General features: G+C 57.9%; 22 protein-coding genes. 7 read left to right on the top strand and 15 right to left on the bottom strand.

Going from position 1 to position 26,208, the window contains the following annotated elements; all coding sequences use genetic code 11:
• Positions 1–3: 3 nt before the first annotated feature.
• The 6 genes from AC6I8D_RS07715 to exaC all read right to left on the bottom strand — a co-directional run bounded on the left by AC6I8D_RS07715 (position 4) and on the right by exaC (position 8,371).
• Positions 4–1,692 (bottom strand): OmpA family protein, encoded by a 1,689-nt coding sequence (locus AC6I8D_RS07715; RefSeq protein WP_497819887.1) that lies wholly within the window; start codon positions 1,690–1,692, stop codon positions 4–6.
• Positions 1,692–2,444 carry a type VI secretion system protein TssL, short form gene (gene tssL / locus AC6I8D_RS07710; protein WP_497819886.1) on the bottom strand — a complete coding sequence of 251 codons (753 nt, stop codon included), beginning with the start codon at positions 2,442–2,444 and terminating at the stop codon, positions 1,692–1,694. Before tssL ends, AC6I8D_RS07715 begins: the two co-directional genes overlap by 1 nt.
• Positions 2,441–3,790: a type VI secretion system baseplate subunit TssK gene (gene tssK, locus AC6I8D_RS07705; RefSeq protein ID WP_497819885.1), complete on the bottom strand. Its 1,350-nt coding sequence runs from the start codon at positions 3,788–3,790 to the stop codon at positions 2,441–2,443. Before tssK ends, tssL begins: the two co-directional genes overlap by 4 nt.
• An 18-nt stretch (positions 3,791–3,808) precedes the next feature.
• Positions 3,809–5,356 carry a type VI secretion system contractile sheath large subunit gene (gene tssC, locus AC6I8D_RS07700; RefSeq protein WP_312757323.1) on the bottom strand — a complete coding sequence of 516 codons (1,548 nt, stop codon included), beginning with the start codon at positions 5,354–5,356 and terminating at the stop codon, positions 3,809–3,811.
• Positions 5,357–5,389: 33 nt separating this feature from the next.
• A complete protein-coding gene (tssB, locus tag AC6I8D_RS07695; RefSeq protein WP_497819884.1) occupies positions 5,390–5,887 on the bottom strand; it encodes a type VI secretion system contractile sheath small subunit in 498 nt (165 codons plus the stop codon).
• A gap of 963 nt (positions 5,888–6,850) precedes the next feature.
• Positions 6,851–8,371 carry an acetaldehyde dehydrogenase ExaC gene (gene exaC, locus AC6I8D_RS07690; protein ID WP_312057462.1) on the bottom strand — a complete coding sequence of 507 codons (1,521 nt, stop codon included), beginning with the start codon at positions 8,369–8,371 and terminating at the stop codon, positions 6,851–6,853.
• A 232-nt stretch (positions 8,372–8,603) separates the two neighbouring features.
• On the opposite strand from exaC, the gene AC6I8D_RS07685 reads away from it, so the two are divergent.
• Positions 8,604–9,167, top strand: coding sequence for a class I SAM-dependent methyltransferase (locus tag AC6I8D_RS07685; RefSeq protein ID WP_312057463.1), 564 nt, complete (start codon positions 8,604–8,606; stop codon positions 9,165–9,167).
• Here AC6I8D_RS07685 and AC6I8D_RS07680 read toward each other — a convergent pair.
• A complete protein-coding gene (locus AC6I8D_RS07680; protein ID WP_312756670.1) occupies positions 9,155–9,877 on the bottom strand; it encodes a glutamine amidotransferase in 723 nt (240 codons plus the stop codon). The two genes, AC6I8D_RS07685 and AC6I8D_RS07680, sit on opposite strands and share 13 nt — an antisense overlap.
• Before the next feature lie 178 nt (positions 9,878–10,055).
• Here AC6I8D_RS07680 and AC6I8D_RS07675 point away from each other — a divergent pair, with 178 nt between their 5' ends.
• Together AC6I8D_RS07675 and AC6I8D_RS07670 are read left to right on the top strand one after the other, a co-directional pair.
• Entirely contained in the window at positions 10,056–10,940 is an 885-nt protein-coding gene (locus AC6I8D_RS07675; RefSeq protein WP_046288249.1) for a DMT family transporter, read from the top strand.
• Positions 10,941–10,988: 48 nt separating this feature from the next.
• Entirely contained in the window at positions 10,989–12,353 is a 1,365-nt protein-coding gene (locus AC6I8D_RS07670) for a CoA transferase (RefSeq protein WP_497819883.1), read from the top strand.
• A gap of 1 nt (position 12,354) precedes the next feature.
• Here AC6I8D_RS07670 and AC6I8D_RS07665 read toward each other — a convergent pair whose 3' ends face one another.
• From AC6I8D_RS07665 to ghrA, 3 genes are read right to left on the bottom strand one after another with little or no spacing between them, the layout of a single operon-like run.
• Complete coding sequence (locus tag AC6I8D_RS07665; protein WP_497819882.1) at positions 12,355–12,921, bottom strand: TorD/DmsD family molecular chaperone; 567 nt, start codon at positions 12,919–12,921, stop codon at positions 12,355–12,357.
• A gap of 28 nt (positions 12,922–12,949) precedes the next feature.
• Positions 12,950–13,687 (bottom strand): phosphatase, encoded by a 738-nt coding sequence (locus AC6I8D_RS07660; protein WP_497820660.1) that lies wholly within the window; start codon positions 13,685–13,687, stop codon positions 12,950–12,952.
• Between the two features lie 39 nt (positions 13,688–13,726).
• The gene (gene ghrA, locus AC6I8D_RS07655) at positions 13,727–14,668 is read right to left on the bottom strand and encodes a glyoxylate/hydroxypyruvate reductase GhrA (protein WP_312756661.1); all 942 of its coding nucleotides are present in this window, start codon (positions 14,666–14,668) and stop codon (positions 13,727–13,729) included.
• A 210-nt stretch (positions 14,669–14,878) separates the two neighbouring features.
• Between ghrA and treA the strand changes: the two genes are divergently transcribed.
• Positions 14,879–16,564 (top strand): alpha,alpha-trehalase TreA, encoded by a 1,686-nt coding sequence (gene treA / locus AC6I8D_RS07650; protein WP_312756659.1) that lies wholly within the window; start codon positions 14,879–14,881, stop codon positions 16,562–16,564.
• Positions 16,565–16,755: 191 nt separating this feature from the next.
• Entirely contained in the window at positions 16,756–18,855 is a 2,100-nt protein-coding gene (locus AC6I8D_RS07645; protein ID WP_497819881.1) for a TonB-dependent siderophore receptor, read from the top strand.
• A 61-nt stretch (positions 18,856–18,916) separates the two neighbouring features.
• On the opposite strand, the gene AC6I8D_RS07640 is transcribed toward AC6I8D_RS07645, so the two are convergent.
• Positions 18,917–19,165: a GlsB/YeaQ/YmgE family stress response membrane protein gene (locus AC6I8D_RS07640; RefSeq protein ID WP_031375306.1), complete on the bottom strand. Its 249-nt coding sequence runs from the start codon at positions 19,163–19,165 to the stop codon at positions 18,917–18,919.
• Positions 19,166–19,377: 212 nt separating this feature from the next.
• Between AC6I8D_RS07640 and AC6I8D_RS07635 the strand changes: the two genes are divergently transcribed.
• Positions 19,378–20,112: a flagellar brake protein gene (locus AC6I8D_RS07635; RefSeq protein WP_312057473.1), complete on the top strand. Its 735-nt coding sequence runs from the start codon at positions 19,378–19,380 to the stop codon at positions 20,110–20,112.
• A gap of 98 nt (positions 20,113–20,210) precedes the next feature.
• Positions 20,211–21,341 (top strand): mechanosensitive ion channel family protein, encoded by a 1,131-nt coding sequence (locus tag AC6I8D_RS07630; protein ID WP_312057559.1) that lies wholly within the window; start codon positions 20,211–20,213, stop codon positions 21,339–21,341.
• A gap of 153 nt (positions 21,342–21,494) precedes the next feature.
• Here the strand turns inward: AC6I8D_RS07630 and AC6I8D_RS07625 are convergent, their stop codons facing one another.
• The 4 genes from AC6I8D_RS07625 to AC6I8D_RS07610 are packed head-to-tail and all read right to left on the bottom strand — an operon-like array spanning position 21,495 to position 26,189.
• Complete coding sequence (locus AC6I8D_RS07625; protein ID WP_497819880.1) at positions 21,495–22,913, bottom strand: L-fucose/L-arabinose isomerase family protein; 1,419 nt, start codon at positions 22,911–22,913, stop codon at positions 21,495–21,497.
• Between the two features lie 18 nt (positions 22,914–22,931).
• On the bottom strand, positions 22,932–24,419 hold the full coding sequence (locus AC6I8D_RS07620) for an FGGY family carbohydrate kinase (protein WP_312057562.1): 1,488 nt from the start codon (positions 24,417–24,419) through the stop codon (positions 22,932–22,934).
• 2 nt (positions 24,420–24,421) lie between these two features.
• On the bottom strand, positions 24,422–25,366 hold the full coding sequence (locus tag AC6I8D_RS07615) for a transketolase family protein (protein WP_497819879.1): 945 nt from the start codon (positions 25,364–25,366) through the stop codon (positions 24,422–24,424).
• The gene (locus AC6I8D_RS07610) at positions 25,359–26,189 is read right to left on the bottom strand and encodes a transketolase (protein WP_312057564.1); all 831 of its coding nucleotides are present in this window, start codon (positions 26,187–26,189) and stop codon (positions 25,359–25,361) included. Before AC6I8D_RS07610 ends, AC6I8D_RS07615 begins: the two co-directional genes overlap by 8 nt.
• Positions 26,190–26,208: the final 19 nt, after the last annotated feature.

Genomic DNA, 26,208 nt, shown 5'->3' with positions numbered 1-26,208 from the left:
GTGTTATTTCTCCATTTTATAGTCGTGCGCGTCACCATCCTGCGATGACACGTTGGTGTTGCCTGGAATTCGGCAGGCATCGGCCTGCGGTACCAGACTGATTTCAACACGACGGTTTAGCGCGCGGCCTTCCGGCGTGTCGTTGGTCGTTACGGGACGGTCTGCGCCATAGCCCTGCACTGCAAAACAGCTTTCCGGCACGTCGCCGGTGTCACGCATCCAGTTGCGCACCGCTTCGGCACGGTTCAGGGACAGCGTCTGATTGAGTTGCGGATTGCCGGTGTTATCGGTATGGCCGGCCACCACAATCAGCCAGCCCGGCTTCGCTTTGATGCCGACCAGCGAGTTCACCAGCATTTTGGTGGAGCCTGCCTTCAGCTCTGCCCTGCCGGAATCGAACAGCGACATACTGTCGAGCTGCACAATTTTCGGTACCGGTTTGGGTTTCGGCTGCGGTTCAGGCGGCGGAGGCGGCACCCAGGTATCAATAGCCTGCTGAACCGCGAGCCACAGGCGGTTGCCCGGATACAGCCCGAGTCCATAACGGTGTGGTTCTCCCTGTCGCTGCCAGCGTTCCAGCAACAGTGCATCCTGCTGCAGCGCATGCAGGGCCTGTGCTTTCGGCGCATAGTGCGTCATCGGAATCGCCGTCCAGCGCTGAAGATCGGCGCTGACTTTGCGGATAAGCGCCTGGTTATGTCGCACGGACAGCGCGATGGCGCCAAGGGCACACAACAGCAGCACCATCACCACCCGACGTCCGGTCTTACCGCCCTGCAACGGCGTGGTATAAGGTGCCAGCAACGGGAGGATGGGATCGGCAAAGTGCCAGTGGCGTTCATACGCACTGACGCGGTCAGATGGGGTGATATGGGTCTGGCGAAATAGCCATTGCGGCCACAGCGCCGTCGGGGAGGTACGGATCTCCCCAAAGCGCAGGGTGGCCGCGAAAGGACGGACCGGCGGACAAAGGCGGTCGGCTTTCTCCAGTTCATCCAGCATAACCCTGTGCAGCATCGCAGTGGCCTCAGCGAGGAACGGCTGTATCGTGGCCGTCAGTGCTACGCGCTGCCACTCACTGAGGGTAATGGCTGGCCCATCGTCGCGGCACACCAGGGCAGCATTGCCCAGCACCACAATCCACGGCGTTTCCGGGCCACTGAACTCTGCATTCAGGACCACCGGTACGGTGTAGCCCGTCAGGCCACGGAGCTGTTTTATCTGCAGGCGCACGGCTTTCAGGGACGCGCGCATCAGCGCTTCATCTTCGTGATGGTCAGGCAGACAACGGAACATCACCGCAAGCTGCCCGGCCATGGTCGGGCTGCGGGCCAGTAACTCGCTTGCCCGGATGGTCAGTTCTGCCGGATCAGATATCCGAAGGAACCAGCCTTCTGCCGTTTCCCGACCTGAACCCCGGGCGAACATATCATCATCCACATCCCCGCAGACCATCACGACCGGGCCAGTATGACTTTCCGGCGGGAAGCCTTCTTTATCGCCGGTTCGCTGAACAGGCTGTCTGCGCAGATAACGCCGGCGGGTTACCACGCTGGCAACCAGCAACGAAAGCAGCGTCAGGACAGATTTTCCCGATACCGGCCAGGCCAGAAATCCCCAGGCCAGCCAGAGGAAAACCACCAGGCACAGCAGTACCGGAAACACCGCCCGGGCGAATGTACGTCCGCGCATCAGTGTGGCTCCGGAAGTTGTTGGTGCAACAGATCCTGCAGCCACAGGTGCCCTCCGAACCACCCGACAGCGGTCAGCACTACCGCCAGCCCAATCCAGAACCAGACAGAACGCAGCAGGTTGTAACGGCGACGCCCGGCTTTCTGCATCACCAGGGATGAGCCGATTTCAAGCGGCGGCACACGCTCATTCAGTGCGGCGATAATCTCATCACGGCGGGACTGCCCCACGCCGGACAGCCGGTACTGCCCCTGGAAACCGAGAGCCAGCACCCGCTGGTAGCAGGTCAGTACGGCAGGCGCAGGCGCAGGGTGACGCAGGATCTCTGCAATGCGGTCGTAAAGGGCCTCACCGGCGCGTAGTGAACCGAAGTACACCGCCTGCAGCGGCGCTGAACGCCAGGCTTTCTGCCCAGCATCCAGCGAAGCCATGTTCAGCGCGTCACGGGATATTTCATCAGTAGACGGGCCTTCTGTGGCGCGGGTTTCACCACCATCCGCGACTGCAAATTTCGGCTCCGGCCTGCGGTTCAGAACGATTTCATCCAGTAGTGCGCACTGGGCGTAGGTGATGTGATCGACACTCTCTGCGTTAAACCCGGCCCTTTCTAGCGCTTCCCGCACGCTCTCTACCTGCGCTTTACACGCCGCATAGAGCGCAGGACCATCGGTGATCTTCCCGCCGTGGCGTAACTGCGCCACGGTGAGCCATGTTGGTGCCATCAGGGCATCAATGTCGAAGTCCTTGATCATGAGCGCAGCACCGCAAAGAGTTCCAGATCAAGCTCGCCGAGCACGGACGGAACATAGAAGACGCAGACACCCTGATCCAGCATTTCGCGGGCCGCATCACTCTCCATATCCAGCACAAAGTACTGGTTCTCCAGACGCACTGGCAGCGCAGCAGGCACGCGGCTCAGGGCAATGAGACCGATACCCTCGACGGCCAGACCGGACACTTCGCCAACATTAGCCGGCGCACCGGCAATACACACTTCGGCGAAGCGTTCAGCAATCTGCCAGGCCGGCTGATTAGCCCGGACGGAGAGATAGAAATCGGCTTCATCGCGCAGACGAATATCGTGCAGTACCGCTTTCCAGGTTTCCGGATCCATGCGATCCATACGGATGGCCACCACGCGTGACGGCAGACTGGCTTCCAGCAGTTCGCTAATAAGGTCAAAGAGTGGCGGGAAGGTTTGCTCCGGCGCGCTGTGGTCGTAACCCGGGATCGCATCCAGATCGTGCTCAAGCGAAAAGGTCAGCATACTGCCGGCAAGCCGTGCCAGCTCGGCCCAGAGCTGCTCAGGATGCCTGTCAGGGAAACGCTCATACTCAGAGAGCACCCGGGCATGCGAGTTCAGCGCATTCAGCAGCCAGAACAACGACACGTCAGCGACTGCAAAATCGGCCATTCTGTCGTTACTTTCACGACGCATAGACATCAGACGCTGGCGGCGGGAGCGCAGCTGACGGTTCAACAGTGCAAGGCGTTCACACAGGCCACGGCTTGCCGAGAACAGGGCCATCGGTGGGATAAAGTCAGGATCCTGACGCCAGCCTCCCTGCCCATCCCGCAACAGACGGGCAACGGCGCAGGTATCCCAGACGCCGTTGTCTTCATGTCCGAAACGGAATGCCAGATTATAGCGGGCCACCGCCATCGACTCTTCTTCCTGACCGAAGCGATCGGCAATCGTCTCCCAGGCTTCCCGATAGCGCAGCGGGCGCTCTGCAGGTACCGTGTCCGTCTGCACATTCACGATACCGGCCTGCATCACAGGTAATGCGACATACACCGTCACCGGAGCATTGCTGGCAGAAGCCGGGGCCTCGATTTCACGCGGCTCCGGTGGCTGGTCGCTGAATCGGGTATCAACCAGCGTATCATCAGGTAGCCAGAGACGAAGTGACTGCGCCTGCACGCGGCCGGAGGCCAGCATCGCGTCATCCAGCTCAACCCGACCAACGCCCCAGGGAAAAGCATTTCCGCGGGCGGCAATACCGGCCCGGGAAAATGCATCCCATTCAGACTGCTGCTGAAACTGCTGAGGGGCCAGAAGCGCCCCTTCATTCCATAACGGACGATAAATTTTCATCCCTGATTTCCCCTCGCCTTACGATTTCGCTTTCGGCATCTGGGAAACCAGCGACAGATTGACGTCCATGCCTTCCACCTGGAAATGCGGCACGGCAAACAGCTTCACGCGGAAGAAACCGGGGTTGTCCTCGATATCTTCCACCACCACTTTTGCATCGCGCAGCGGGTGTGACGCCTGCAGCTCGTCGCCCGGATCGGTCATTTCAGTCACCAGACTGCGTACCCAGGTGTTGAGCTCCAGCTCGAGTAAACGGCGATCTTTGGTGGTGCCGATGTTTTCGCGCTGAATGAGTTTCAGATAGTGCGCGATACGCGACAGCAGGAAGATATACGGCAGACGGGCGTTGATGCGGCTGTTGGCTGTCGCATCTGCCGTGTCGTACAGCGCCGGTTTCTGGGTGGAGTTGGCGGAGAAGAAGCAGGCGTAATCGCGGTTTTTATAGTACGACAGCGGGATGAAACCGAGACTGGCGAACTCAAACTCACGGGTTTCCGGGATCATCACTTCTGAGGGGATCTTCACCTGGTTACCGGTGCCGAGATCGTACAGATGGATAGGCAGATCCTGCACAGCGCCGCCGGCCTGCGGCCCCCGGATTTGCACGCACCAGCCGTTGTTGATGAAGCTTTTCACCATGTTGGCGGCAAACGCAAACGAAGCATTGGTCCACAGGTATTTATCGTGATCCGGCCCCTTCACCTCTTCAGTGTAATTGAAGCTGCGCACCGGCACGGTGTCAGGACCGTAAGGCAGGCGTCCCAGCACGCGCGGCATCACCAGCCCGATATAGCGGCTGTCGTCGGTTTCGCGGAAGGATTTCCATTTGATATATTCGGCACGGTCAAAGTAGTTGCCAATATCTTTAATCGCCGCCACCTCTTCCATTGAGCTTTTCAGGAAGAACTGCGGACCGGCAGAGCCGATAAACGGCATGTGCGCTGCGGCAGACACTTTCGAGATGTTGCGCAGCAGGGTGATGTCCTGCGCCGAGGCGTCAAATTCATAGGCAGAAATCAGCGCGGCAATGGGTTCGCCACCCGGGCTGTCGTACTCTGCGGTATAGGTGTGCTGATATAATCCGCTCTGAATAATCTCCGGCGCGTCCTCAAAATCCTGACGCAGAGCCTCTTTCGACAGGTCAAGTAACTCAATTCTGACGTTCTGACGGAAGTCGGTTTTGTCCACCAGCGACTTCAGCCCGCGCCAGGTGCTTTCTGTTTTCTGGAATTCTTCATGATGCATTACCGCATCCAGCTGGCGGCTGATCTGGTAATCAAGCCCGGCGATGTGGTGGTCAATCAGCGTTTTATCCAGTTTTTCAACTTTTGAACCCGATTTTGTCAGGCACTCAAGAAACACCTGCATCCCGGCGGTCAGTCGCTCGTCAGCCGTGGCATCGGACATCGCCTGGCTGTCCTGCCAGATATCCAGGGCGCTCAGTTCAGAGACCGGGTTCAGGTTGATTTTTTCAAACAGGGCGGCATACACGCCACCGGCTTCCGGGCGTTCCAGCACGATGCTTTCGCCACCCGCGCCATTCTCATTTTTTACAGACATCAGCATTTCCTTCATTAATCCGTTAAACCGGGGTGGCCGTTACGGCTGTTTCGGTGCCAGAGCAGATAACTCACCGCGTAATTCAGCGCTGAGCGTCGGGTCGAGCAGGATTTTTTCCAGCTCTTTACGGAAGGTCACGTTGTCCAGCAGGTTAGCTTTGAGGTCGCGGAGCAGGTTGCGCATGGCGAGCATGGCCCGCAGCTGCGGGATTTGACGCGCGACCTGTTCCGGCTCGAAATCTTTCATTTCATTGAAGGAAAGGCTGACGTTCTCTTCGCTGCCGTCACCGGCCAGGGTGTTTTCGACTGACAGGTGAACGGCAGGCGTGAATCCTGTCATCACGCTGTCGAAGTTGTTTTTATTGACGCTGACGGTTTCACGCTCCGATACCGGGCGTTGCTCTGCGCCATTGCTGTAATCGCCGATAACCATCAGCCTGAGCGGGAGTTCGATTTTTTTCTGTGCCCCGCCGGTGTGCAGGCTGAGCCGGATATTTACGCGGGCTTTGGGGATTTCGGACTGATAGGAGTTAGACATGGCTGTCCCTGTTCTACGAAGTAATAGAAACGGTTAATGCCACTGAAAAATTAATAAGAAAGACTTACCTTTAAATAACCCCTTCCCCGTTTACGCTACCCGAAGACGTGAGTCAAAAATCGGGCAGATTCCATTCATCAGCGAGCATGACACCTGTTTTGAGGTTTTATATGAAAGGCATTAATTTCGGACAACGCCTCATTGACGAAGTTTAGAAACATTGCATCGGCGTTTGGAAATGAAAAGATGTAACTAAAGATTACAAGATTGTATTTTAACAAAAGCAGATCATCATCATGATTTATAAGAATTTTCTAAAGACACCGTGCGCAGGCCGCATGAGGTAAGGATGTACGCCAGCCGATTACTGTAACCTGGCATTTAAAATCGTATAAAGCATCGTCACTTTCACTCTTCATATGAGACTGTAATATTTATGTAACTACGAGAGCCGGGCCGCGTAGCGGTAAATGGAATGTTCATCATTGCATTGAAAGTGAATTTTTTGTTTTTACTTAAACAGCGATTAATATTATTTATGTACCCAAAAAGGAGGAGATGTAACCGTTCGTCGTGACTTATTGAGGAAAATGCTGGCATTCTGGACAGGGCGAAGTGATGGGAAGGGTTAGCGACAGAGATGACCTTATTTCGGCTGACAGGTGCAGCAATGCCCGGATCAATACCGATCGCAGTGCGGGAGCAATACCTGATGTAATGGACCGGGCAATGCCCGGAGTCAGGCGCAGAAAAAAGCCGCGGCTACGCTCTGGCTTCTGCACCCGACGAGCATTGTGATAGGTAGCAACGGCAAAGCAGGTTTCCACCACAACGTGGAGCCGCCGTTCATCCAGACACCGCTTTAAATAAAAAGATTAATGCTCAGGCCGACAGTCGAACTCCCTGTTGCCACGCCCCGCCTGATTGCGTGCCGCTTAACCGCGGCACGTCTCATCTATACACTCAGAAGAAACCCAGTGGTTCAATGCTGTAACTGATCAGCAGGTTTTTGGTTTGCTGATAGTGATCGAGCATCATCTTGTGGGTTTCTCGTCCGATACCCGATTTTTTATAGCCGCCAAAAGCGGCATGCGCCGGATAGAGGTGATAGCAGTTGGTCCAGACTCGCCCGGCTTTGATCGCCCGGCCCACGCGGTAAGCGCGGTTGATATCGCGCGTCCAGACGCCAGCACCCAGGCCGTAAATCGAATCATTGGCGATGCTGACCGCTTCGGCTTCATCTTTGAAGGTCGTAATGCCAATCACCGGGCCAAAAATCTCCTCCTGGAACACCCGCATGCTGTTATTACCTTTCAGTAAGGTCGGCTGGATGTAGTAACCACTGGCGAGTGCGTCGTCCAGCTTTTCAACCCCCCCGCCCACCAGCACTTCTGCGCCTTCCTGCTGGGCAATTTCCAGATAAGAGAGAATCTTATCGAACTGCTGCTGTGACGCCTGCGCCCCGACCATCGTCTCGGTGTCGAGCGGATCGCCCCGCTTGATGGTTTTGACGCGTTTCATCACCGCCGCCATGAACGGCTCGTAAATCGACTCCTGCACCAGTGCCCGCGAGGGACAGGTACAGACTTCGCCCTGGTTCAGGAAGCCCAGCACCACGCCTTCAGCGGCTTTCTCAATAAAACTCTCTTCCGCCTGCATGATGTCTTCAAAGAAGATGTTGGGGGATTTGCCGCCCAGTTCGACCGTTGAAGGGATCAGGCTTTTCGCTGCCAGCTCCAGAATATGGCCGCCGGTGGCGGTTGATCCGGTAAACGCGACCTTGGCGATGCCCGGATGGGACGCCAGCGCTTCGCCCGCCTCTTTGCCGAAACCGTGCACCACATTCAGTACCCCGGGCGGCAGTAAATCTTTAATCAGATCGACAAACAGGGTGATCGACAGCGGCGTCTGTTCCGCCGGCTTCAGCACCACGCAGTTTCCCGCTCCTAACGCCGGTGCCAGCTTCCATGCGGCCATCAGCAGCGGAAAGTTCCACGGAATAATTTGCGCCACTACACCCAGCGGCTCATGAAAATGGTAGGCCGCGGTAAATTCATCAATCTCTGCTGCGCTGCCCTCCTGCGCCCGCACGCAGCCGGCAAAATAACGGAAATGATCGACCGCCAGCGGCATATCGGCGGCCAGAGTTTCCCGCACCGGCTTGCCGTTATCCCAGGTCTCGTTTACCGCCATGTATTCCAGATTCTGCTCCAGCCGGTCAGCGATTTTCAGTAGCAGCAATGAACGCTGTTGCGGTGACGTTTTACCCCAGGCATCGGCCGCTGCCGCTGCGGCGGCGACCGCATTATCCACATCCGCGCGGTCAGAACGCGGAAACTCACCTGCCACTGAACCGTTAACCGGTGAAGTATTGGTGAAGTAGTTGCCATTCACCGGCGCGACGAATTCACCATTAATAAAGTTGCCATAATTCTTTTGTAGCGTGATCAGAGAACCCTGTTCTCCGGGGGCGGCGTAACGCATGGTCATTCTCCTTACAGGTGACGAGATGCAACAATGATGAAACTTATTATTAACATGAAGGATCATTGTAAGCCTGTCAGATCTGTTGCCCGGAAACTGTGACCGCCCCGAAGGAAAAGCCGCATCGGTTGCTGCTACAGATAATTCCGACTTTTCCCGGTTGCGCTTATAAATAAGAAACTTGTCAGCAGGAAAGGGTCAATATGAGGAAGAATTCATACTGGAGGTAAGCATGCTGGCTTCGGCTTTCACCTTAATGCGCGCAAAGGCAAACTTCGTGCATCAGTTCATCCGCAATCCGCGCAAGATGGGCAGTATTACGCCCTCATCCGATGCGCTGTGCCGCACCATGATCGAGTCGGTGGAATGGAATAATCAGCTGCGTATCGCCGAGCTTGGCGGAGGAGACGGTGTGTTGACCCGGCGGTTACTGGAACGGATGTCACCGGATGCCACGCTGGATGTGTTCGAAATCAGCAGCATGCTGGCGGAGAAACTCAACGCACTGGACGATCACCGTATGACGGTACGCACCTGTTCTGCGGAGTACCTTAACGGCCAATATGATGCCATCTTCTCCGGCCTGCCGCTGCTGTCGCTGCCGCCTGCCCTGCGTGAGGCGATTCTGCGGGCGGTCTACGCGGCGCTGGGCCCGAACGGAGTGTTTGTGCAATTCCAGTACACTTCGCTGACCCAGCCTGACCTGTCACGCTATTTTACCTGGGAGCGACAGCGGGTGCTGAAAAACGTGCCGCCCGCCTGGGTTTATCGCTGCACCCGCCACTACGCTCCCTGAGCCTGCTCAATTGACGGGCGCGTCTGTTGCCAGAAGACGGTTAACAGTTCACGCGCCCAGTCTTTTCCTTCAATCACGCCAGCCACCTCACGACTGCCGTCCGGCAGACAGGCGCGCATGATCTGTGGCGAAAATTCAGGATGAAACTGCACTGACAGCGCCTGTGGTGAATAACGAATAATCTGGCATCCATCGCGCTCAGAAGCGGCTAACACCTGTGCCTGCGGCGGCGGCGTCAGCACCGACTGTCGGTGCGACAGCCAGGCACTGAAGGTCGGCGGCAGTTTCCGCAGCAGCGGGTCGCGCTGCGCCTGCGCACCGCAGGTGACCGGCAGCAGACCGCGTTCCCAGCCGTTCGGGTTATCCGCTACCTCGCCGCCCAGCGCATACGTCATCAGCTGATGGCCGTAGCAGACGCCCAGTAACGGCAACGACGCGTCGATGGCCGCTCTGATCCACGCAGCGCTGCGTTCGCTCCAGTCGGCATGGTCGGTGACCATCGCCCACGAGCCGCTGAGGATCGCCGCAGAAATCTGGTCGAAGGCCGGCAACGCCTCGCCCAGATGCGGACGGACGATCAGATACTCATCAGGTTGTAGATCTAACGCGTCAATGAACCAGCGTGGTTGTTCACCAATCTGCGCGACGACGTTAGCGGGCGGGACTTCAAGCTGAATCAATGCAATGGGCAAGGCGGGCGTGTGGGTCATACCGAATCGGGTCCTGTTCAAGAGGCGTTTCGGAAAATCAGTCTGACAGCAACGCGCAAAAAAGTCTTATGATTTTATTTTTCTCAGCGCGACAGAAAATTTCTAACCGCTGCTGCCTGAAATGCCCTGGTTCGTGCCATCATTAGCCAGCTAAGCAAAAAAAGTTAAGGATATTATTGTGGCGGTGCGGCATTTTTTTCTGGTTCTGATGGTGGTGTGTATCTGGGCCTTCAACAACGTGGCGGTGAAATGGGGCTTACTTGAGCTTCCGCCGCTGTTTCTGACTTTTATGCGTTTTGTGGTGGTCGCCATTGTGCTGGTGCCGTTCTGCCGCATCACCCGACAGCAGCTACCCTGGCTGTTGCTGCTGGCCTTTACCTTCGGCTTTATGCACTTCTCGCTGCTGTTTGTCGGTATGCGGTACACCGATGCCGGGACCGGCGCAATCGTGGTTCAGCTCGGTACGCCGATTGCCATGCTGCTGGCGATGGTGGTGTTAAAAGAGAAGCTGAAGCTGGTGCAGCTGGCCGGCATTATGATCTCGCTGAGCGGCGTGGTAGTGCTCTCCGGCAGCCCGACCATTCCTACGTGGTGGGTGCTGTGCCTGCTGTTGTGCAGCGCAACTGGCTGGGCGGTCAGCAACCTGATTGTCAAAAAATCACCGTCAATTAAACCGCTGACCATGACCGGCTGGATCGCCTTCCTCGCCATCCCGATTGTCGGTGTTGCCAGCCTGGTGATGGAGTCGCATCAGCTCTACGCCCTGCGTCATGCGGGCTGGCACGGCTGGTTCGCCATCCTCTACAGTGCCATCGCCTCATCGATTGTCGCCTATACGCTGTGGTATATGCTGCTGAAGAAATACAACGTTAACCTGATCATGCCCTACTCGCTGCTGACGCCGGTGCTGTCAGTGTTGATGGGGATTGTGGTGCTGGGTGACAGCCTTAACAGCTTCAAAATTATTGGTGCCTCGCTGGTGATTCTCGGCACGGCGATTGCGGTGATCAATCTGCGTAATCTGCGAATGCATGCCCGCTTCCCGCGTCTGCGGCGACGTTAATCACGCGTGCTATGCTTGAGTGATTGTCACTCGTCAGGAGCACAGCACATGGACCATCAGCTCGCCACGTCCCTCTGGCAGCAGATGTGGCAGGGATTGCGTAGCAACGCCGCAGCGCATCCGTTACCCACCTTTGTCGATAACGCCAGTTTCCCCGCCGCCTTTGCCGTCAGTGAACTGGCGGCCACCAGCATCGGCCTCGCCACGCAGGCCACAGCCGCCCTGATCAATACCAGCCGCCCGGTTGAGGTGAATGTCCGGCTGGCGTCGCGCTGGTTTCAGCACAGTTTTATGCCGCTTAATCGCCCTGCACCCGCGATGTGGGATGCCTTTGCCGGCGATTACGCCAGCCGCGATGGCTGGATCCGCCTGCATACCAACGCCGCCCATCATCGGCAGGCGATGGAGCGGGTGCTGGGCCAGCACGCTGACCGTCGCTCGCTGGCGCGTGAGGTGCAGCGCTGGTCCGCCGGTGAGCTGGAGCAGGCGATCGTTGATGCGGGCGGCTGCGCTGCGGAGATGCGCAGCACGACCGCCTGGCAGCAGCATCCGCAGGGCCAGGCCGTGGCTCAGGAGCCGCTGTTCGCCTGGCAGACCACCGATCAGGCCGCCGCGCCGCAGTGGCAACTGCCCGAGGCACGTCCACTGCTCGGCATTCGGGTGCTGGACCTGACGCGAATTATTGCCGGTCCGGTCGCCACCCGCTTTCTGGCCAGCCTCGGTGCCGATGTGTTGCGTATCGATCCGCCAGGCTGGCAGGAACCGTCGCTGGATGAGGAGATCACCTGTGGCAAGCGCCGGGCGGTGCTCGATCTGACGCGCCCTGCCGATCGCGAGCAGTTTATCCGCCTGCTGCGTGAGGCCGATGTGCTGGTGCACGGTTATCGGGCAGACGCGCTGGAACGGCTCGGCTTTGATGCCGCTACCCGACAGGCGCTGGCACCCGGGCTGGTTGACGTCAGCCTGAATGCCTGGGGCTGGCAGGGTCCGTGGCGCAACCGGCGCGGCTTTGACAGCCTGGTGCAGATGGGCTGTGGCATTGCCGAACAGGGAATGCAGTGGCAGCAGAGTGATAAGCCGACGCCCTTGCCGGTGCAGGCGCTGGATCATGCCACCGGTTATCTGCTGGCAGCGGCAGTACTGGAGGGATTACGTCAGCGACTGGCTAACGGACACGGCAGCCAGGTGCGGCTGTCGCTGGCGCGCACCGCCTGGCTGTTGCAGCAACATCCTGCGGCACCGGGTAGCAATCAATCAGCTATTCTGGCGAAGACAGCGGATAATCTGCCATTTTATGAGCTCACGCCGTGGGGGCTGGGCGTGAGGTTGCGGGCGCCATCCTGGCTGCCCGGCACCGCACAAGTTTGCGCGACGCCGGGCTGTCTGCCGGGTACGCACCCGGCATCATGGTAAATCAGGCATCCTGCTGCGGCTCACTGCTGTCGAGCAGTTCGTTGTACATCGCCTGAATCGCCTCACGACTGAGCGCGGCCAGCGTGCGGTAAAACGCGGTGGTAGCGTGCGCTTCAACCTTACCGAGGAAAGTGCCGCACCACGGCAGCAGATACTCTTCAAACAGCGCCAGCTGGGCGCTGCTCTCATCTTCCGCTGACTGATCTTCCAGCCATGACGCCGCCAGCAGCAGCACGCCAAAATGATCGGCAGGCGCATCGCTCAGCGGCATGCCGCGCGAGGTCAGAAAGGCACGCACTTCCGGCTCGGTTTTTCCTTCCGGCCACTGTGACGCATACGGCGACACCTTACAGTCGCTGCCGACAAACAGCGCATTGTAATCGCCGGCCAGCGCCTGCGGATCGCTGTTCTGTTGCAGACGAGTCAGCAGTTCATCCTGCTCCAGCGGCCACTGCGCCTGCAGCTTTCCCTCACGCAGCAGGGTAAACAGCGGCACCAGCAGCGGGTCCTGCGGCTGACGATTGAACAGTGAGCCGATCACGCGGCACAGAATGGAAAACTCATTCATGAGTCAGATTTCCTTGAGGCAAAGTAAATTAAAAGTCAGCCAGTTCAGCAATGTGTTTGCCGGTACGCTGTTCGAGAAAGTCGAGCAGACGCCGCGGCGTGACATTTAACACCCGATCCTCTGGAAAATCCACTTCGCGGGTGATGCGCAGGCAGTGTTCAAAATGGCCGAGCGTAAAGGCGGTGTGTGAATCTGAGCCAAACGCCAGCCGTCCGCCGGCATCACGCACCGCGGCAGCGATCGCCCGGCAGTTAGGTTCACTGCCCGGACGCGAGTGGGTAAAGGAGGAGTTATTGATCTCCAGCGCCACATCGTAGTGGGCTGCAGCCTCGGCGATTACCGGGATATCCACCGGGAATTTCGGGTTACCCGGATGGCTGATGATATGCACCAGTCCCCCGGCCATCGCCGCAATCATCGCGTCAGTGTGGTGTTTTCGGTCACGCGGCGCGTAGACTGGCTCATGAAAGCCCGCCACGATCAGGTCCAGTGCATCCAGCATCAGACCGGAGCAATCAATCTCACCCTGCTGGTTTTTAATATTGGCTTCAATACCGCGCAGAATCCCGACGCCATCAATCACCCGCGGCCAGATGCGCATATTGATGAAATGCCAGTAATGCGGTGCATCGGCCATATCAGGCCCGTGATCGGTTATGGCAAACAGTTTCAGTCCCGTTTGCTTCGCCTGAGTGACGTAATCGTGCAGCGTACTGTAGGCGTGCGTACTGGCGATGGTGTGCATATGCAGATCTACCGGATACATCATCTTCTCCTGCTGATAGCCCCTGATTGGGCAGGGTAATTAGTAGCCACGCTGACGATCGACCCGCCCCTGCGGTGTTTCTCCCGCCTGATGCTGGTGAATCGCCCGGGCAATATAGTCAATAGCTTCGTCGATTAAGGTTACCGCCGCATTATGCGGCGTCAGCGTGACGCGCGGATGAGACCAGAGCGGATGCGATTCCGGCAACGGCTCGACCTGGAACACATCCAGCGCGGCGGCTTTCAGCTGGCCGCTGTTAAGCGCCGCCAGTAAATCTGCTTCCACCACCTGCGCACCGCGCGCGATGTTGAGGAAGAAAGCGCCGTGCGGCAGCTGCTGGAAAAAGTCGTGATTAATCAGGTTGATGGTTTCCGCAGTGCTGGGCAGCAGGTTGATTAACACCCGGGTCTCCTGCAGAAAATCGTGCAGCGCCTCACGGCCGGCAAAGCTGGTTACACCCGCAATTTGCTTCGGCGAACGGCTCCAGACCCGCACCGGGAATCCCCAGGGTTTAAGCGCTTCCGCCACGCTCTGCCCCAATACCCCGGCACCGAGAATACCGATGGTGAAGCTGTCGCGCGGATAAGCGGGCAGCGGCTGCCAGCAGCGCTGCTGTTGCTGTAACCGGTAGTCGTCAAAACGACGGAACCAGCTCAGCACGCTGTGGACCGCATACTCCTGCATCTGCCGCGCCATGCCGGTATCTTCCAGCCGGAACAGCGGCACCGTCTCCGGCAACATATCCGGATACTGCTGCAGCTGGCGGAGAATTTCATCCACCCCGGCGCCCAGCGCAAATACCCCGCGCAGCCCGCTGCGCCCTTGCAGCATCTCTGCTGGCGGAGAACGCACCAGCGCGTAATCGGCCGGGCCCTCATCGCCCGGTTGCCAGGCACGTACCCGCGCCTGCGGCAGACGCTGTTGTAAACCATTAATCCATGTCGCGGCGGGTTGCGACGGGTGATACCAGATGATCTCCATCCTGCTCTCCTTTTTTTCTTTCAGCGTCAGGGAAAACCGGCATCAGGGCAAGCAAAAACCGGCTGGAAAAAACGCTTTTTTCAGTAAAAATTATTCACGTGGCTTCACATTTCCGGCTGGCTTCAGGGTGAAGCGGACAGATAAGGTCTAAAGTTGGTCGTGTGGTCAATGCGTTACACGCGGCCGCGTTTCGGACAAGGAGAAAAACCGATGACAAAAATTGAGGTAAACGCCACTGAACGGCGTCAGCGTTATGCACCCCTTCTGCTCACGCTGCTGCTGAGCGTACCTGCCTTCACCGTTCACGCCGACGACACGTCGCGTATGCTGAATAATCAGCCGCAGCCGCCGGATGTCCGTTTAGGGCCACTGTTTAATGCCGTCCAGCAAGCAAAGTTCTATCCCGATCAAAAAACTTTTGCTGATGCAGTGCCTAAATACGATCCGGCATCGATCCTGGCCGACTGGCAGATGCAGAAAAAACAGCGCAACTTTGATCTGAAACGCTTTGTTGCCGCCAACTTCACGCTGCCCACTCAGGGCGATAAATATGTGCCGCCTGCCGGGCAAAATCTGCGTGACCACATTGACGGCTTATGGCCGGTACTGACCCGCACCGCCAGCAGTGCCGGTCAGTATGATTCACTGCTGCCGTTGCCGAAGCCGTATGTGGTGCCGGGCGGTCGTTTCCGCGAAGTCTATTACTGGGACAGCTACTTCACGATGCTCGGCCTGGCGGAAAGTGGTCACTGGGATCGGGTGCAGGATATGGTGGATAACTTCGCCTCGCTGCTGGACCGTTACGGCCACATTCCCAACGGCAACCGCAGCTACTATCTGAGCCGTTCGCAGCCGCCGTTCTTTAGCCTGATGGTGGATCTGCTGGCGAGCCACGATGACGGCAAAGCCTATACCCGGTATCTGCCACAGCTGCAAAAAGAGTATGACTACTGGATGGCCGACAGTGACAAACTGACCGCCGGCTCAGCCAGCAAACGCGCCATCAAACTCAGCGATGGCACGGTGCTGAACCGCTACTGGGACGCACGCGATGTGCCGCGTACCGAATCCTGGATGGATGATGTGACCACCGCGAAGAAAGCGCCACAGCGCGACAAGGCGGAGCTTTATCGCGAGCTGCGTTCTGGCGCGGCATCCGGCTGGGACTTCAGTTCCCGCTGGTTCACCGATGCCCACAATCTGGCGACCATCCGTACCACCCAGCTGGCACCGGTCGATCTTAACAGCCTGATGTTCCATCTGGAGCAGACGCTGTCAAAAGGCTATCAGATGAACAAGCAGGACGATCTGGCGAAGCAGTTTGCCGACCGTGCAGAGAAGCGCCAGGCCGCGATTAACCGCTACCTGTGGGACAGCAAACAGGGCTGGTATGCTGATTACGACTGGCAGAAAAAACAGGTGCATCCGCAGCTGACCGCCGCCACGCTGTTCCCGCTTTATCTGCGGGTTGCCAGCGATAAGCAGGCTGAAAGCACCGCCAGCGCGGTGGAAAAACAGCTGCTGAAACCGGGCGGGCTGGTGACCACCACCGTCAATAACGGCCAGCAGTGGGATGCGCCGAACGGCTGGGCGCCGCTGCAATGGGTGGCAGTAGAAGGTCTGGAACATTATAACCAGCCAAAACTGGCGAAAGAGGTCGGGCTGCGCTTCCTGCAGAACGTCCAGAACACCTACGACCGTGAACATAAGCTGGTCGAAAAATATGTGGTGGAAGGCAAAAACCTTGGCGGCGGCGGCGGCGGTGAATATCCGTTGCAGGACGGCTTCGGCTGGACTAACGGCGTCACGCTGAAACTGCTGGATAAATACTGCCCGAAAGATAAAACCTGTAACAGCGCCCACGATATTCCTCAGGCGTCTGCCGCTCAACCCTGATGTTCTCTGGAGACCGTCGGCCTTGCTGACGGTCTCTGCCCTCGCCTTTTAGCGAAATTTACTTGACGTTCTTCGATTGCCAGGCAAAATTGCAGCGAACTTACAAACGGTAATAATTCTCACTCTGATAATGAGAATGCTTATCGAGGCTATTATTCACCTGCTGAACCTCTGCCATGAAAGGAATTTCAATGAGATTGCCATCGCCGCTGAAAGGTTATGTCCCGTTCTGCACCCTGGCGCTGACCGCGCCGGCCCTGAGTTTTGCTGCTGATATGGTGGTCACAGCCCAACCGCAGGAGCAGGCTGACTCCCCGACCCAGGGATATCTTGCCACCACCAGTCAGGGCGCGATGAAAAGCGATCGTCCGCTGATCACCACGCCGCAGTCGGTGTCGGTGGTGACGCGCCAGCAGATGCAGGATCAGGGCGCACTGACCCTGAATCAGGCACTCGGCTACACCTCCGGTGTGTTTACCAACTTCGGCGGTGCCGCGACCCGTTATGACACCATTGCCCTGCGCGGCTTTCACGGCGGCGATGTTGACAACACCTTCCTTGACGGTTTACGGGTGATGAGCGACGGCGGCAGCTTCAATATACTGCAGGTCGACAACGCTTTCCTCGAACGCATCGATGTGATTAAAGGCCCCTCTTCCGCGCTGTATGGTCAGACGGTGCCGGGCGGGCTGGTCAACATGGTGACGAAACGTCCTCAGTTCAGTGAAGAGGGCCATATCCAGCTGCAGGCGGGTAATAACGCCACCACCGGTGCGATGTTTGATTACACCAACGCGATTAACGATCAGTGGGCGTTTCGCCTGACCGGTGTGACCCGCAACAGCGATACGCAATACGACCATACCCGTGAAGAGAAGTATGCGCTGATGCCACAGCTGATGTGGCAACCGGATGAAGATACCCACTTAATCCTCAAAGCTTATCTGCAGAAAGATCCGTCCGGCGGCTATCATGGCTCGGTGCCGGCCGACGGCAGCCTGAGTGAGCATAACGGCTATAAGCTGAGCAACGGTTTCTATGAAGGCAACAGCGACCTGGATCAGTTCAAGCGCCGTGAACAGATCTACAGCTACGATTTCGCCCATCGCTTTAACGACGTCTGGTCGTTCTCCTCCACCGGCAGTTACAGCCATTCCAGCGTCGATCTCGATCAGGTTTATCAGATTGGCTGGGATGCGGTAAATCCTGACCTGCTGAATCGCTACTATTCCGGTGAGCGCTCCTCACTGGCCGGCTGGGCCACCGATAACCGGTTACAGGCGGAGTTCGCGACCGGGGAAGTGGAACATCGGGTGACGATGGGTGCGGAGTATCATCGCTATAAAAATGAGATCAGCAGCGCCGCCGACAGTGCCTCGCAGCTCAATGCCGTCACCGGGGAACAGGTTGGCGCAATGCCGGCCTACAGCTGGAGCGATGAAACCCGCCGCTACTATCAGACCGGCCTCTACCTGCAGGATGAGATGAAGCTGGATCGCTGGCATCTCGATCTCTCTGGCCGCTATGACCGGATCGTCGCCAACAACAGCGGCAACGATCGGCGGCAGGACGACCATATCAGCGGCCGCGCAGCGCTGCTTTACGCGTTTGACAACGGCATCTCGCCTTATGTCAGCTGGAGCCAGGCGATCACCCCAACGGCCCTGACCGATCCTGATAACAACCTGCTGAAACCAACCACGGCAGAGCAGTATGAAGCCGGGGTGAAATATCAGCCGAACGGCACCCGCGATCTCTATTCGCTGGCGGTCTATGACCTGACGCAGAAGGATGTGGCTAACCGTAATGTCCAGGACGGCACCTATACGCCGTCCGGTAAAGTACATTCGCAGGGAATTGAGCTGGAAGCGCGTAATCAGCTAACCCCACGTCTGAGCACCGTCGCCAGTTACACCCTCAATCACCTGCGCTTTAAAGATTCAGTTGATGGCAACGAGGGACACACCCCTTACGTGACGCCGAACAGCATGGCGGCCCTGTGGGGTCACTATCAGTTTGATTACGGCTTAAGCGCGGGCGCGGGCGTGCGCTACATCGGCAAACAGTGGGCTGACAACGAAAACACCACCCGTGTGCCGTCGGTTACCCTGTTTGATGCGTCGGTGCGGGCCGACCTCGGCGTCTGGAACAGCAGTCTGAAAGGCGCGTGGCTGCAGGTAAACGCCAACAACCTGACTGACCGCAAATATGTGGCGGGCTGCTACGGCACCGGCTATTGCTACTGGGGCGCGGAACGCAGCGTGATGGCGACGGTAGGTTACGATTTCTAATCGCCGGATGTGAAAAAGGGGACGAATCGCTTCGTCCCCTTTTTTGATTAAACCGTTACGATCAACTGCGTACTTTGCGGTAGATAAACAGCACCACGATGGCACCAATCACTGCAACCACGAAGCTGCCGAAGTTAAACCCATCGACACGACCGAAGCCAAACAGCGTACTGATCCAGCCACCCACTACGGCACCGATAATACCCAGCACGATAGTCAGAATGAAACCGCCACCGTCTTTACCCGGCATGATCCACTTCGCCAGAATACCTGCGATTAAGCCAAAGACGATCCAGGAAATAATACCCATCTGTTGCTCCTTCCTTTTTATGATTAAATCGTGAACGCTTGATTTATCAAGCGGTTTACCGCGATAAGTATAGACAGGTTTTCAAAAAATGTTTACTTGCTCACAGTTATTATTGACCTGTCAGAGGCTAAAGCTTTTTTTTGCCACGCCGATAACGGAGATGAGGCAAAAAAAACAGAACAAATAAAGCACCAACCTTTTGGAGCCAGGAAGTGAAAGAAGCCGATCAGGAACAATATTTAAAACGTGGCACGCTGGCCGTCCTGGGCGTAATGAAGGACCTGCTGCGTTTACAGACCCCGTTACTGGTGAGTTTTTCCCGTGGGCAGTTTATCAGCCGCATGCTGGCGGCCGATGAAGACCAGCTGCTGTTTGATCTCGGCAGTAACAATCTGGATAACGACTATGCCCTGAACTGCAATGAGCTGAGCATTGCGGCAGAAACCTATGGCGCTAAAGTTGAGTTCAGTCTTGCTTCGCTGAAGCGGGTTGAGTTCGAGGGGCTGCCTGCGTTCAGCGCGCCGCTGCCTGAACTGGTGTGGCAGATCCAGCGTCGTGAATTTTTCCGCGTCAATGCGCCACTGGAACCGCAGTTCTGGTGCCACACCGAGTGGCCCGACGGTAATAAAGCGCGCCTGCGGCTACAGGATTTATCGCTGGGCGGTATCGGTGTATTGATCGATGACGCCCTGCCGGAAGGGTTACAAATCGGTGACAGCTTCAAAAAATTTCGCGTCGAACTGGGCGAGTATGGTCATTTTGAAGTGCCGGTAAAGCTGTTGCACATTGGCGAACGTAGCGTGGTTACGCATAAAAATGAAACCCGCATTACGCCGCGACTGAGCTTTCGCTTTTCGGCCCTCGATCCGGTGCAGGAGCGACAGCTGCAGCAGGTCATTTTTGCCCTTGAGCGCCTTGCGCGCGATAAATCGACCCGTTTTCAATAAGTTCTTTTGCCGGATGCGCCGCACAGTTGCGCCGCATCCAGGCTATGCTTCTTGCTTGTTTTCTTTTAAACCGGAACCCAGCAAGGAGAATCTCCCCAATGGAAAACTGGCTTGCTTCACGTCATTTTCAATCCATTCTGTTTAATCAGTCTTTCTGGCTCAACAGTGCCATCGTCGTTGTCGCTACTCTCGTCATTTACTGGCTGCTGCGTACCCTGATCCGGTTTATCTCTAACCGGATTGCCCGCTATAGCGAGCACCGCCACATACGGGCCACCGGTATCCTGGTGGAAATTCTGCGCAGTACCAGTCAGACCCTGCTGCTGATCTTTTCACTGCTTATCGCGCTGAAGTTTGTCGATTTACCCGCCTCATGGCGGGTGGCGATATCGCACGGCTGGTTCCTGGCGCTGATCGTTCAGCTGGCATTGTGGATCGACTGCGGCATACGGCTCTGGCTGCACAGCCTGCTGCGCGATCCGCTGCACGTGCGAAATCCGGTCACCACGGTGATTCTGGGTATTCTGCTGCGCGTGGTGGTGTGGATCATGATGTTCCTCGCCATTCTGTCGAATATGGGCATCAACATTACCGCGCTGGTTGCCAGTCTCGGCGTCGGCGGTATCGCCATTGCGCTGGCGATTCAGACGGTACTCAGTGACGTGTTCGCTTCGCTGGCCATCGGTTTCGATAAGCCGTTTGAGCACGGCGACTTTATCGTGTTTGGTGATATTGCCGGTTCGATTGAGCACATTGGCCTGAAAACCACCCGCCTGCGCAGCCTGAGCGGTGAGCAGATTGTCTGCTCAAATACCATTCTGTTGCAGCAGACGATTCATAACTACAAGCGCATGCAGCAGCGCCGCATCGTGTTTAAGTTCGGTATCAGCTATGCCACGCCATCTGAGCAGGTGCGTGAAATCAGTCCGCTGGTAAAAGAGATTATCCAGAGCGTTGAGACCACCCGCTTCGACCGCGCCCATTTCCTGGCATTTGAAGATTCTAAGCTCACCTTTGAAGTGGTCTACTTCGTGCTGGACGCCGATTACAATAAGTACATGGATATCCAGCAGGAGATTAACCTGCAGCTGATGGCGGCGCTGGAACAGCGCAACATTCGCTTTGCCTTTCCGATCCGTCAGGTTGAGTTCAGCGGCGGAAATCTGCCGCCGGTGGATCTGGTGGCGGTGGACAATGAGGATGGCGAGGTACGCCGAATGGCGCGCTAAGCGGACTTTCGCGCCGATGCCGGCCTTCCCGCTGCCTGACGGCAAGGCCGGCGGAGATCATCCGCGCCTGTACTCGCCCGGCCCGCGTAACCCAATGTGGGTCAGGCGAGCCACGCCTGACTTCTGACGCAACCCTCGCGAACCGGCACTGCGCTACTGATGATGATAACAGCTGACGCCCAGATACTGGCTAAACGCCTCCTGTAACACCTCTGCCGTGGCGGAGTGGTTCATCGCCACATGATGTTCGAAACCGTTACGGCAAATCCACGCCAGCAATGACTCCAGCTGCGGCACCTGAATCACCGCACGGCAGCCCACCGTATCCAGCGGGTCCTCTACCGAAAGGCCTTCACCGACGTAGGCCTTGATCTCGCCGCTGAAATCATCGGTTGAGAGGCGGAAATAGGTCAGATCGCCGCTTTTCATCCGGCCATGCACCGCACCGCAGGTGTTCTCTTTGCCCACCGTGGTGCCGATAATGTCGGCCGTGCCCATGGTGGGCGACTCCAGGCTGGCGCTGGCAAAATTGCCGCAGTGAAACAGCACGCATTTATCACGCTCATCCCCAAAGTTGTTATTCCAGTCTGCCAGCGAGGCGGGACTCAGCGAGCAGCTGGCCAGTGCATACATCGACAGCGCGCCCATCACATCCACTTCGCAGGCGCTGGGCATCAGCTGTCCCGACATCACGCTCATGATCGAGCAGACGTTAATGCCGAGATTTTCCTGCAGCGAGGTCCAGCACTGAATCGCGGTGGTGTCGATATCGTTGTCATTGACCCACTCGCTGATCACCACGAACAGCTTCGCCATGGTTTGCAGTTTTTCGCCCGGAATGCCGCGCGCATCGGCGTTGGCTTCCAGAATCTCGCGCTTCTCCGCTACGCGGATATCATCATCACGTAGCCGGTTGGTTCGGGTGAAAATCTCCGACAGATCGAGCGTTTCGACCGCAATCCCCATCTTCTCCAGCAGCTTTTCGCTGTAGCGTACGGTATTGAATCCGGCTGGCCGGGCACCAATCGCCCCCACCCGCACCCGTCGCATCGCATTGACTACCCGGCAGAGTTGGCTGAACCGCTGCAGATCCTGCATGAAAATCTCACCGTTCAGGGCGCAGACGTGCTGACGGGTCAGGGTAAAGGGGATGCCATATTGCCGCAGGTTGTTGCACAGCGATATTTTGCCGCAGAAGCTGTCACGGCGGGTCGCCAACCCCATTTTGTCGAGATTATCTTCCTCGGCCTGCACCAGTACCGGCACATTCAGACCCGCGAGGCGTAACGCCTCCGCGATCGCTTTTTCGTCGCCAAAGTTAGGCAGCAACACCACCACACCGTGAATGGCATCACGGTGCTGGCGAAACAGTTCGGCGCAGATTTTGGCTTCCTGCCGGGTCTCCACCCCGCCGAGATTGGTCTGGCTCTCATCCAGCATCACCGTATTGATGTTCATTTTTTCAAACAGCGCGACCGCCTGCTGGCGCGCCTCACCCACCAGATAGCTGGGAAAGAACCCGCGGTTGCCAATAATGACGCCGAAGGTTAACTGCTGAGGAAGTTTTGACATGGCTCTGCTCCGAAAGGGTTAATGTGGCTGATAACGACAGCGAGCGACGGCGTCGATCCAGCCTTTATAGTTTTCCTGCATCCGCTGCGCATACGCCTCACGCGGCGCGATCACGTTGCCGCCCTGCAACGCCTGCATATCACTGCCCTGCTGCCACCAGCCCAGCACTTTGCCTGCCAGCAGCGCGGCGCCCAGCGCCGAGACTTCGGCGGTCGGGACCCGCAGCAACGGGCGCTGCAACACATCGGCCTGCAGCTGCATCAGCCAGCTGTTTTCGGTAGCGCTGCCATCAACACACAGCGCCGGCAGCTGCTGGCCGCTGGCCTGCTCCATGGCAAAAAAGACGTCGGCGATCTGCCAGACGATCGACTCCAGCGCCACCCGCGCCAGTACCGCCGGGGTGGCCGCATCCGTCAGGCCGCACACCATGCCGCGCGCCTGCAAATCCCACCAGGGTGCGCCCAGTCCGGAGAGCGCCGGCACAAAATAGATGCCCTGATTATCTTCACTGGTTTGCGCCAGCGCGGTGAGCTGACGCGGGTCCTGAACCCCCAGCATGCTGCCGAGCCACGCCGCGCCGGAACCGGTGTGGGTGATGTTGCCTTCGAACGCAAAGCGCAGGGTACCGTCATGCCAGGCCACGGTGGTGCTGAGGCCGTTTTCGGTCAGCAGCGGCGTCGCCATTGACATCATCAGCGACGATCCGGTGCCGTAAGTGGCTTTTACCACTTCCGCTGCGCCACGCCGTTGTGCCTGCAGCGCGGCGTGGGAGTCGCCGATGCGTGCCAGAATCGGCGTGCCCGGCGCTAAGCCCGCAATATCATTTATCGCTACCACGCCCTGTTCGCTGGCGGAGGCGACAATACGCGGCAGCGCGGCGCGGGGCAGCCGGAACAGCGCCAGCAGCTCATCGTCCCAGTCGTTAAGATGCAGGCTGTAGAGCTGGGTGCGTGAAGCATTGGCATGATCGGTAATAAAGGTCTCGCCCGCACTGAGCTGCCAGCTCAGCCAGCTGTCGACGGTGCCAATACAGAGTTCACCGGCTTCGGCGCGCGCCACGCCATCCGGGATAGCCGCCAGCATGCCGGTCAGCTTGGCAGCCGGGAACATCGGGTCGACCGCCAGCCCGGTCAGACCGGTGATACGCGGCGCTTTACCCGCCTGATGCAAATCCCGGCAGAACGGCTCAGAGCGCCGATCCTGCCAGCTCACCAGCGGCGTCAATGGCTGGCCGTCGTGGCGCTGCCAGATCAGCACCGACTCACGCTGATTACTGATCGCCACCGCCGCCACGCTGGCCCCGCCACACGACGCCAGACACTGCGCGATCGCCTGCTTTACCGCCTGCCAGATCGCCAGCGGATCCTGCTCTGCCAGCCCCGGTTGCGGATGCGCCAGGGTTAACGGCTGGCTACCGCGCGCCACCACGCTACCGAGACGATCAACCGCAATCGCTTTGGCATTGGTGGTGCCTTCATCAATCGCCAGGATCAGGGGTCCCACCATCGTTACGCTCCTGCGCAGATACGCGCTGCACTGTTAACCACGCTGCTGGCATCAATGCCGTGGCGGGCCCGGGTTGAGGCGCGATCGCCGGCAATGGCATATTCGCCATCCGGAATACCGAGCCGCAGCAGCGGAATCGCACAGCCGCCTTCCGCCAGCACCTCAGCCACCAGGCTGCCGACACCGCCATTGACGTTATGCTCTTCAACGCTGATAACCGCTGGGTAGTGATTTAACAGGTTGCGCAGCTGTTGGGTATCACAGGGTCGAATCGATGGAACCGCGATCACACCGGCTGAAATCCCCTGCTCAGCCAGTTGCTCAGCGGCGTGAACCACCTCGTGAACGGTCGAACCCATCGCCACCAGCGCGATGTCATGACCTTCGCGCAATACGTCGATCTGCCCTGGCCTGAACTGGTAGCTTTCATCGTGCAGCTGCGGCAGATCTTTGCCATCAAGACGGATATAGACCGGCCCGAAGTGCGCCAGCGCATAATCGATAATCTGGCGGCACTCCAGCGGACAGGAGGGCGCGTAGATTTCAATGTTGCCGAAGCCGCGCATCACTGCGATGTCGTCGATGCTGTGATGGGTACTGGCGAGCGGGCCATAGCTGGCACCGGCATTCAGCCCAAACAGTTTGACGTTGGTGTTGTTGTAGCAGACGTCAACTTTCACCTGCTCATTGGCCCGCGACACCAGAAACGGCGCGGCATTACAGGTAACAGCGATTTTACCGCCCAGCGCCAGGCCTGCCGCAGTGCCGACCAGCGTCTGCTCAGCAATGCCGACGTTGATTAGACGATCGGGAAACGCCTTGATAAACGGCGCGATTTTGGCGGTCGAGGTCGAATCCGCCACCACCGGCACCAGATCCACGCCGCGATTCACCGCGTCAATAAACGCCGTTACCATTACACTGGCTAAATGTTGTGCATTACTCATCTTTTAACTCCTCCAGCGCCTGCTCAATTTCCGCCCCTTTTGGTACCCGGTGATGCCATTCGGCTTTGCTCTGGATAAAGGAGACGCCAAATCCCTTCTCGGTATGCGCCACAATCACCTGCGGTTTGCCGTTCTGCGGCAGGCTTTCGATGGTGTCGACCACCGCCGCCATGTCATTGCCGTTGCACTCGGTGACCTCCAGTCCAAAAGCGCGCCATTTTTCCGGCAGCGGATCGGTGTTCATGATTTCGCGGGTCGCGCCCGCCAGTTGCAGCTTGTTCTTGTCGTTGATGATGATCAGGTTGTCGAGGCCGTAATGGGCCGCCACCAGTGCCGCCTCCCAGTTACTGCCTTCCGCCAGCTCACCGTCGCCGGTGACCACAAAAATGCGGCGGGTGCTGCGGTCTTTTTTGGCAGCGATAGCAATCCCGACCGCCACCGGCAGCCCGTGTCCCAGCGCACCGGTATTCAGTTCAACGCCAGGGGTTTTTTGCCGCACCGGATGCCCGGGCAGATGGGAATCTGCGTGCTGATAGGTGGCAAGCCAGTCGGTCGGGAAGTAGCCCGCCTCCGCCAGCACGCAGTAGTAACCGCCGACCGCGTGGCCTTTTGACTGGATGTAGATGTCACGCTGCGGATCATCGGTGCGATCTGGCGCGCAGTTGAGAATGCGGAAATAGAGCGCCGTGAGGATCTCGACCTGCGACAGGTCGGCTCCGGTATGTCCCCCCGCCGGACTGCCTGCGTTAAGCTGGATAATACGACGACGGATCGCCCGCGCTCTGCGCTTCAGATCGTCTACCGGAAGAGTGAAAGGATTCATACGCTACCTCTGAATTTTA

The sequence above is a fragment of the Pantoea sp. X-Soil-MYKO-1785 genome (assembly GCF_059730675.1).
The sequence above is the reverse complement of the archived record's forward strand: the minus strand, read 5'-3'. Positions and strand labels throughout refer to the sequence as shown.

Bases quoted from the DNA above. Each gene is read 5' to 3' on its own strand.
- AC6I8D_RS07715 (WP_497819887.1), bottom strand. From the start codon at position 1,692: ATGCGCGGACGTACATTCGCCCGGGCGGTGTTTCCGGTACTGCTGTGC.
- tssL (WP_497819886.1), bottom strand. From the start codon at position 2,444: ATGATCAAGGACTTCGACATTGATGCCCTGATGGCACCAACATGGCTC.
- tssK (WP_497819885.1), bottom strand. From the start codon at position 3,790: ATGAAAATTTATCGTCCGTTATGGAATGAAGGGGCGCTTCTGGCCCCT.
- tssC (WP_312757323.1), bottom strand. From the start codon at position 5,356: ATGCTGATGTCTGTAAAAAATGAGAATGGCGCGGGTGGCGAAAGCATC.
- tssB (WP_497819884.1), bottom strand. From the start codon at position 5,887: ATGTCTAACTCCTATCAGTCCGAAATCCCCAAAGCCCGCGTAAATATC.
- exaC (WP_312057462.1), bottom strand. From the start codon at position 8,371: ATGCGTTACGCCGCCCCCGGAGAACAGGGTTCTCTGATCACGCTACAA.
- AC6I8D_RS07685 (WP_312057463.1), top strand. From the start codon at position 8,604: ATGCTGGCTTCGGCTTTCACCTTAATGCGCGCAAAGGCAAACTTCGTG.
- AC6I8D_RS07680 (WP_312756670.1), bottom strand. From the start codon at position 9,877: ATGACCCACACGCCCGCCTTGCCCATTGCATTGATTCAGCTTGAAGTC.
- AC6I8D_RS07670 (WP_497819883.1), top strand. From the start codon at position 10,989: ATGGACCATCAGCTCGCCACGTCCCTCTGGCAGCAGATGTGGCAGGGA.
- AC6I8D_RS07665 (WP_497819882.1), bottom strand. From the start codon at position 12,921: ATGAATGAGTTTTCCATTCTGTGCCGCGTGATCGGCTCACTGTTCAAT.
- AC6I8D_RS07660 (WP_497820660.1), bottom strand. From the start codon at position 13,687: ATGTATCCGGTAGATCTGCATATGCACACCATCGCCAGTACGCACGCC.
- ghrA (WP_312756661.1), bottom strand. From the start codon at position 14,668: ATGGAGATCATCTGGTATCACCCGTCGCAACCCGCCGCGACATGGATT.
- treA (WP_312756659.1), top strand. From the start codon at position 14,879: ATGACAAAAATTGAGGTAAACGCCACTGAACGGCGTCAGCGTTATGCA.
- AC6I8D_RS07645 (WP_497819881.1), top strand. From the start codon at position 16,756: ATGAGATTGCCATCGCCGCTGAAAGGTTATGTCCCGTTCTGCACCCTG.
- AC6I8D_RS07640 (WP_031375306.1), bottom strand. From the start codon at position 19,165: ATGGGTATTATTTCCTGGATCGTCTTTGGCTTAATCGCAGGTATTCTG.
- AC6I8D_RS07630 (WP_312057559.1), top strand. From the start codon at position 20,211: ATGGAAAACTGGCTTGCTTCACGTCATTTTCAATCCATTCTGTTTAAT.
- AC6I8D_RS07625 (WP_497819880.1), bottom strand. From the start codon at position 22,913: ATGTCAAAACTTCCTCAGCAGTTAACCTTCGGCGTCATTATTGGCAAC.
- AC6I8D_RS07620 (WP_312057562.1), bottom strand. From the start codon at position 24,419: ATGGTGGGACCCCTGATCCTGGCGATTGATGAAGGCACCACCAATGCC.
- AC6I8D_RS07615 (WP_497819879.1), bottom strand. From the start codon at position 25,366: ATGAGTAATGCACAACATTTAGCCAGTGTAATGGTAACGGCGTTTATT.
- AC6I8D_RS07610 (WP_312057564.1), bottom strand. From the start codon at position 26,189: ATGAATCCTTTCACTCTTCCGGTAGACGATCTGAAGCGCAGAGCGCGG.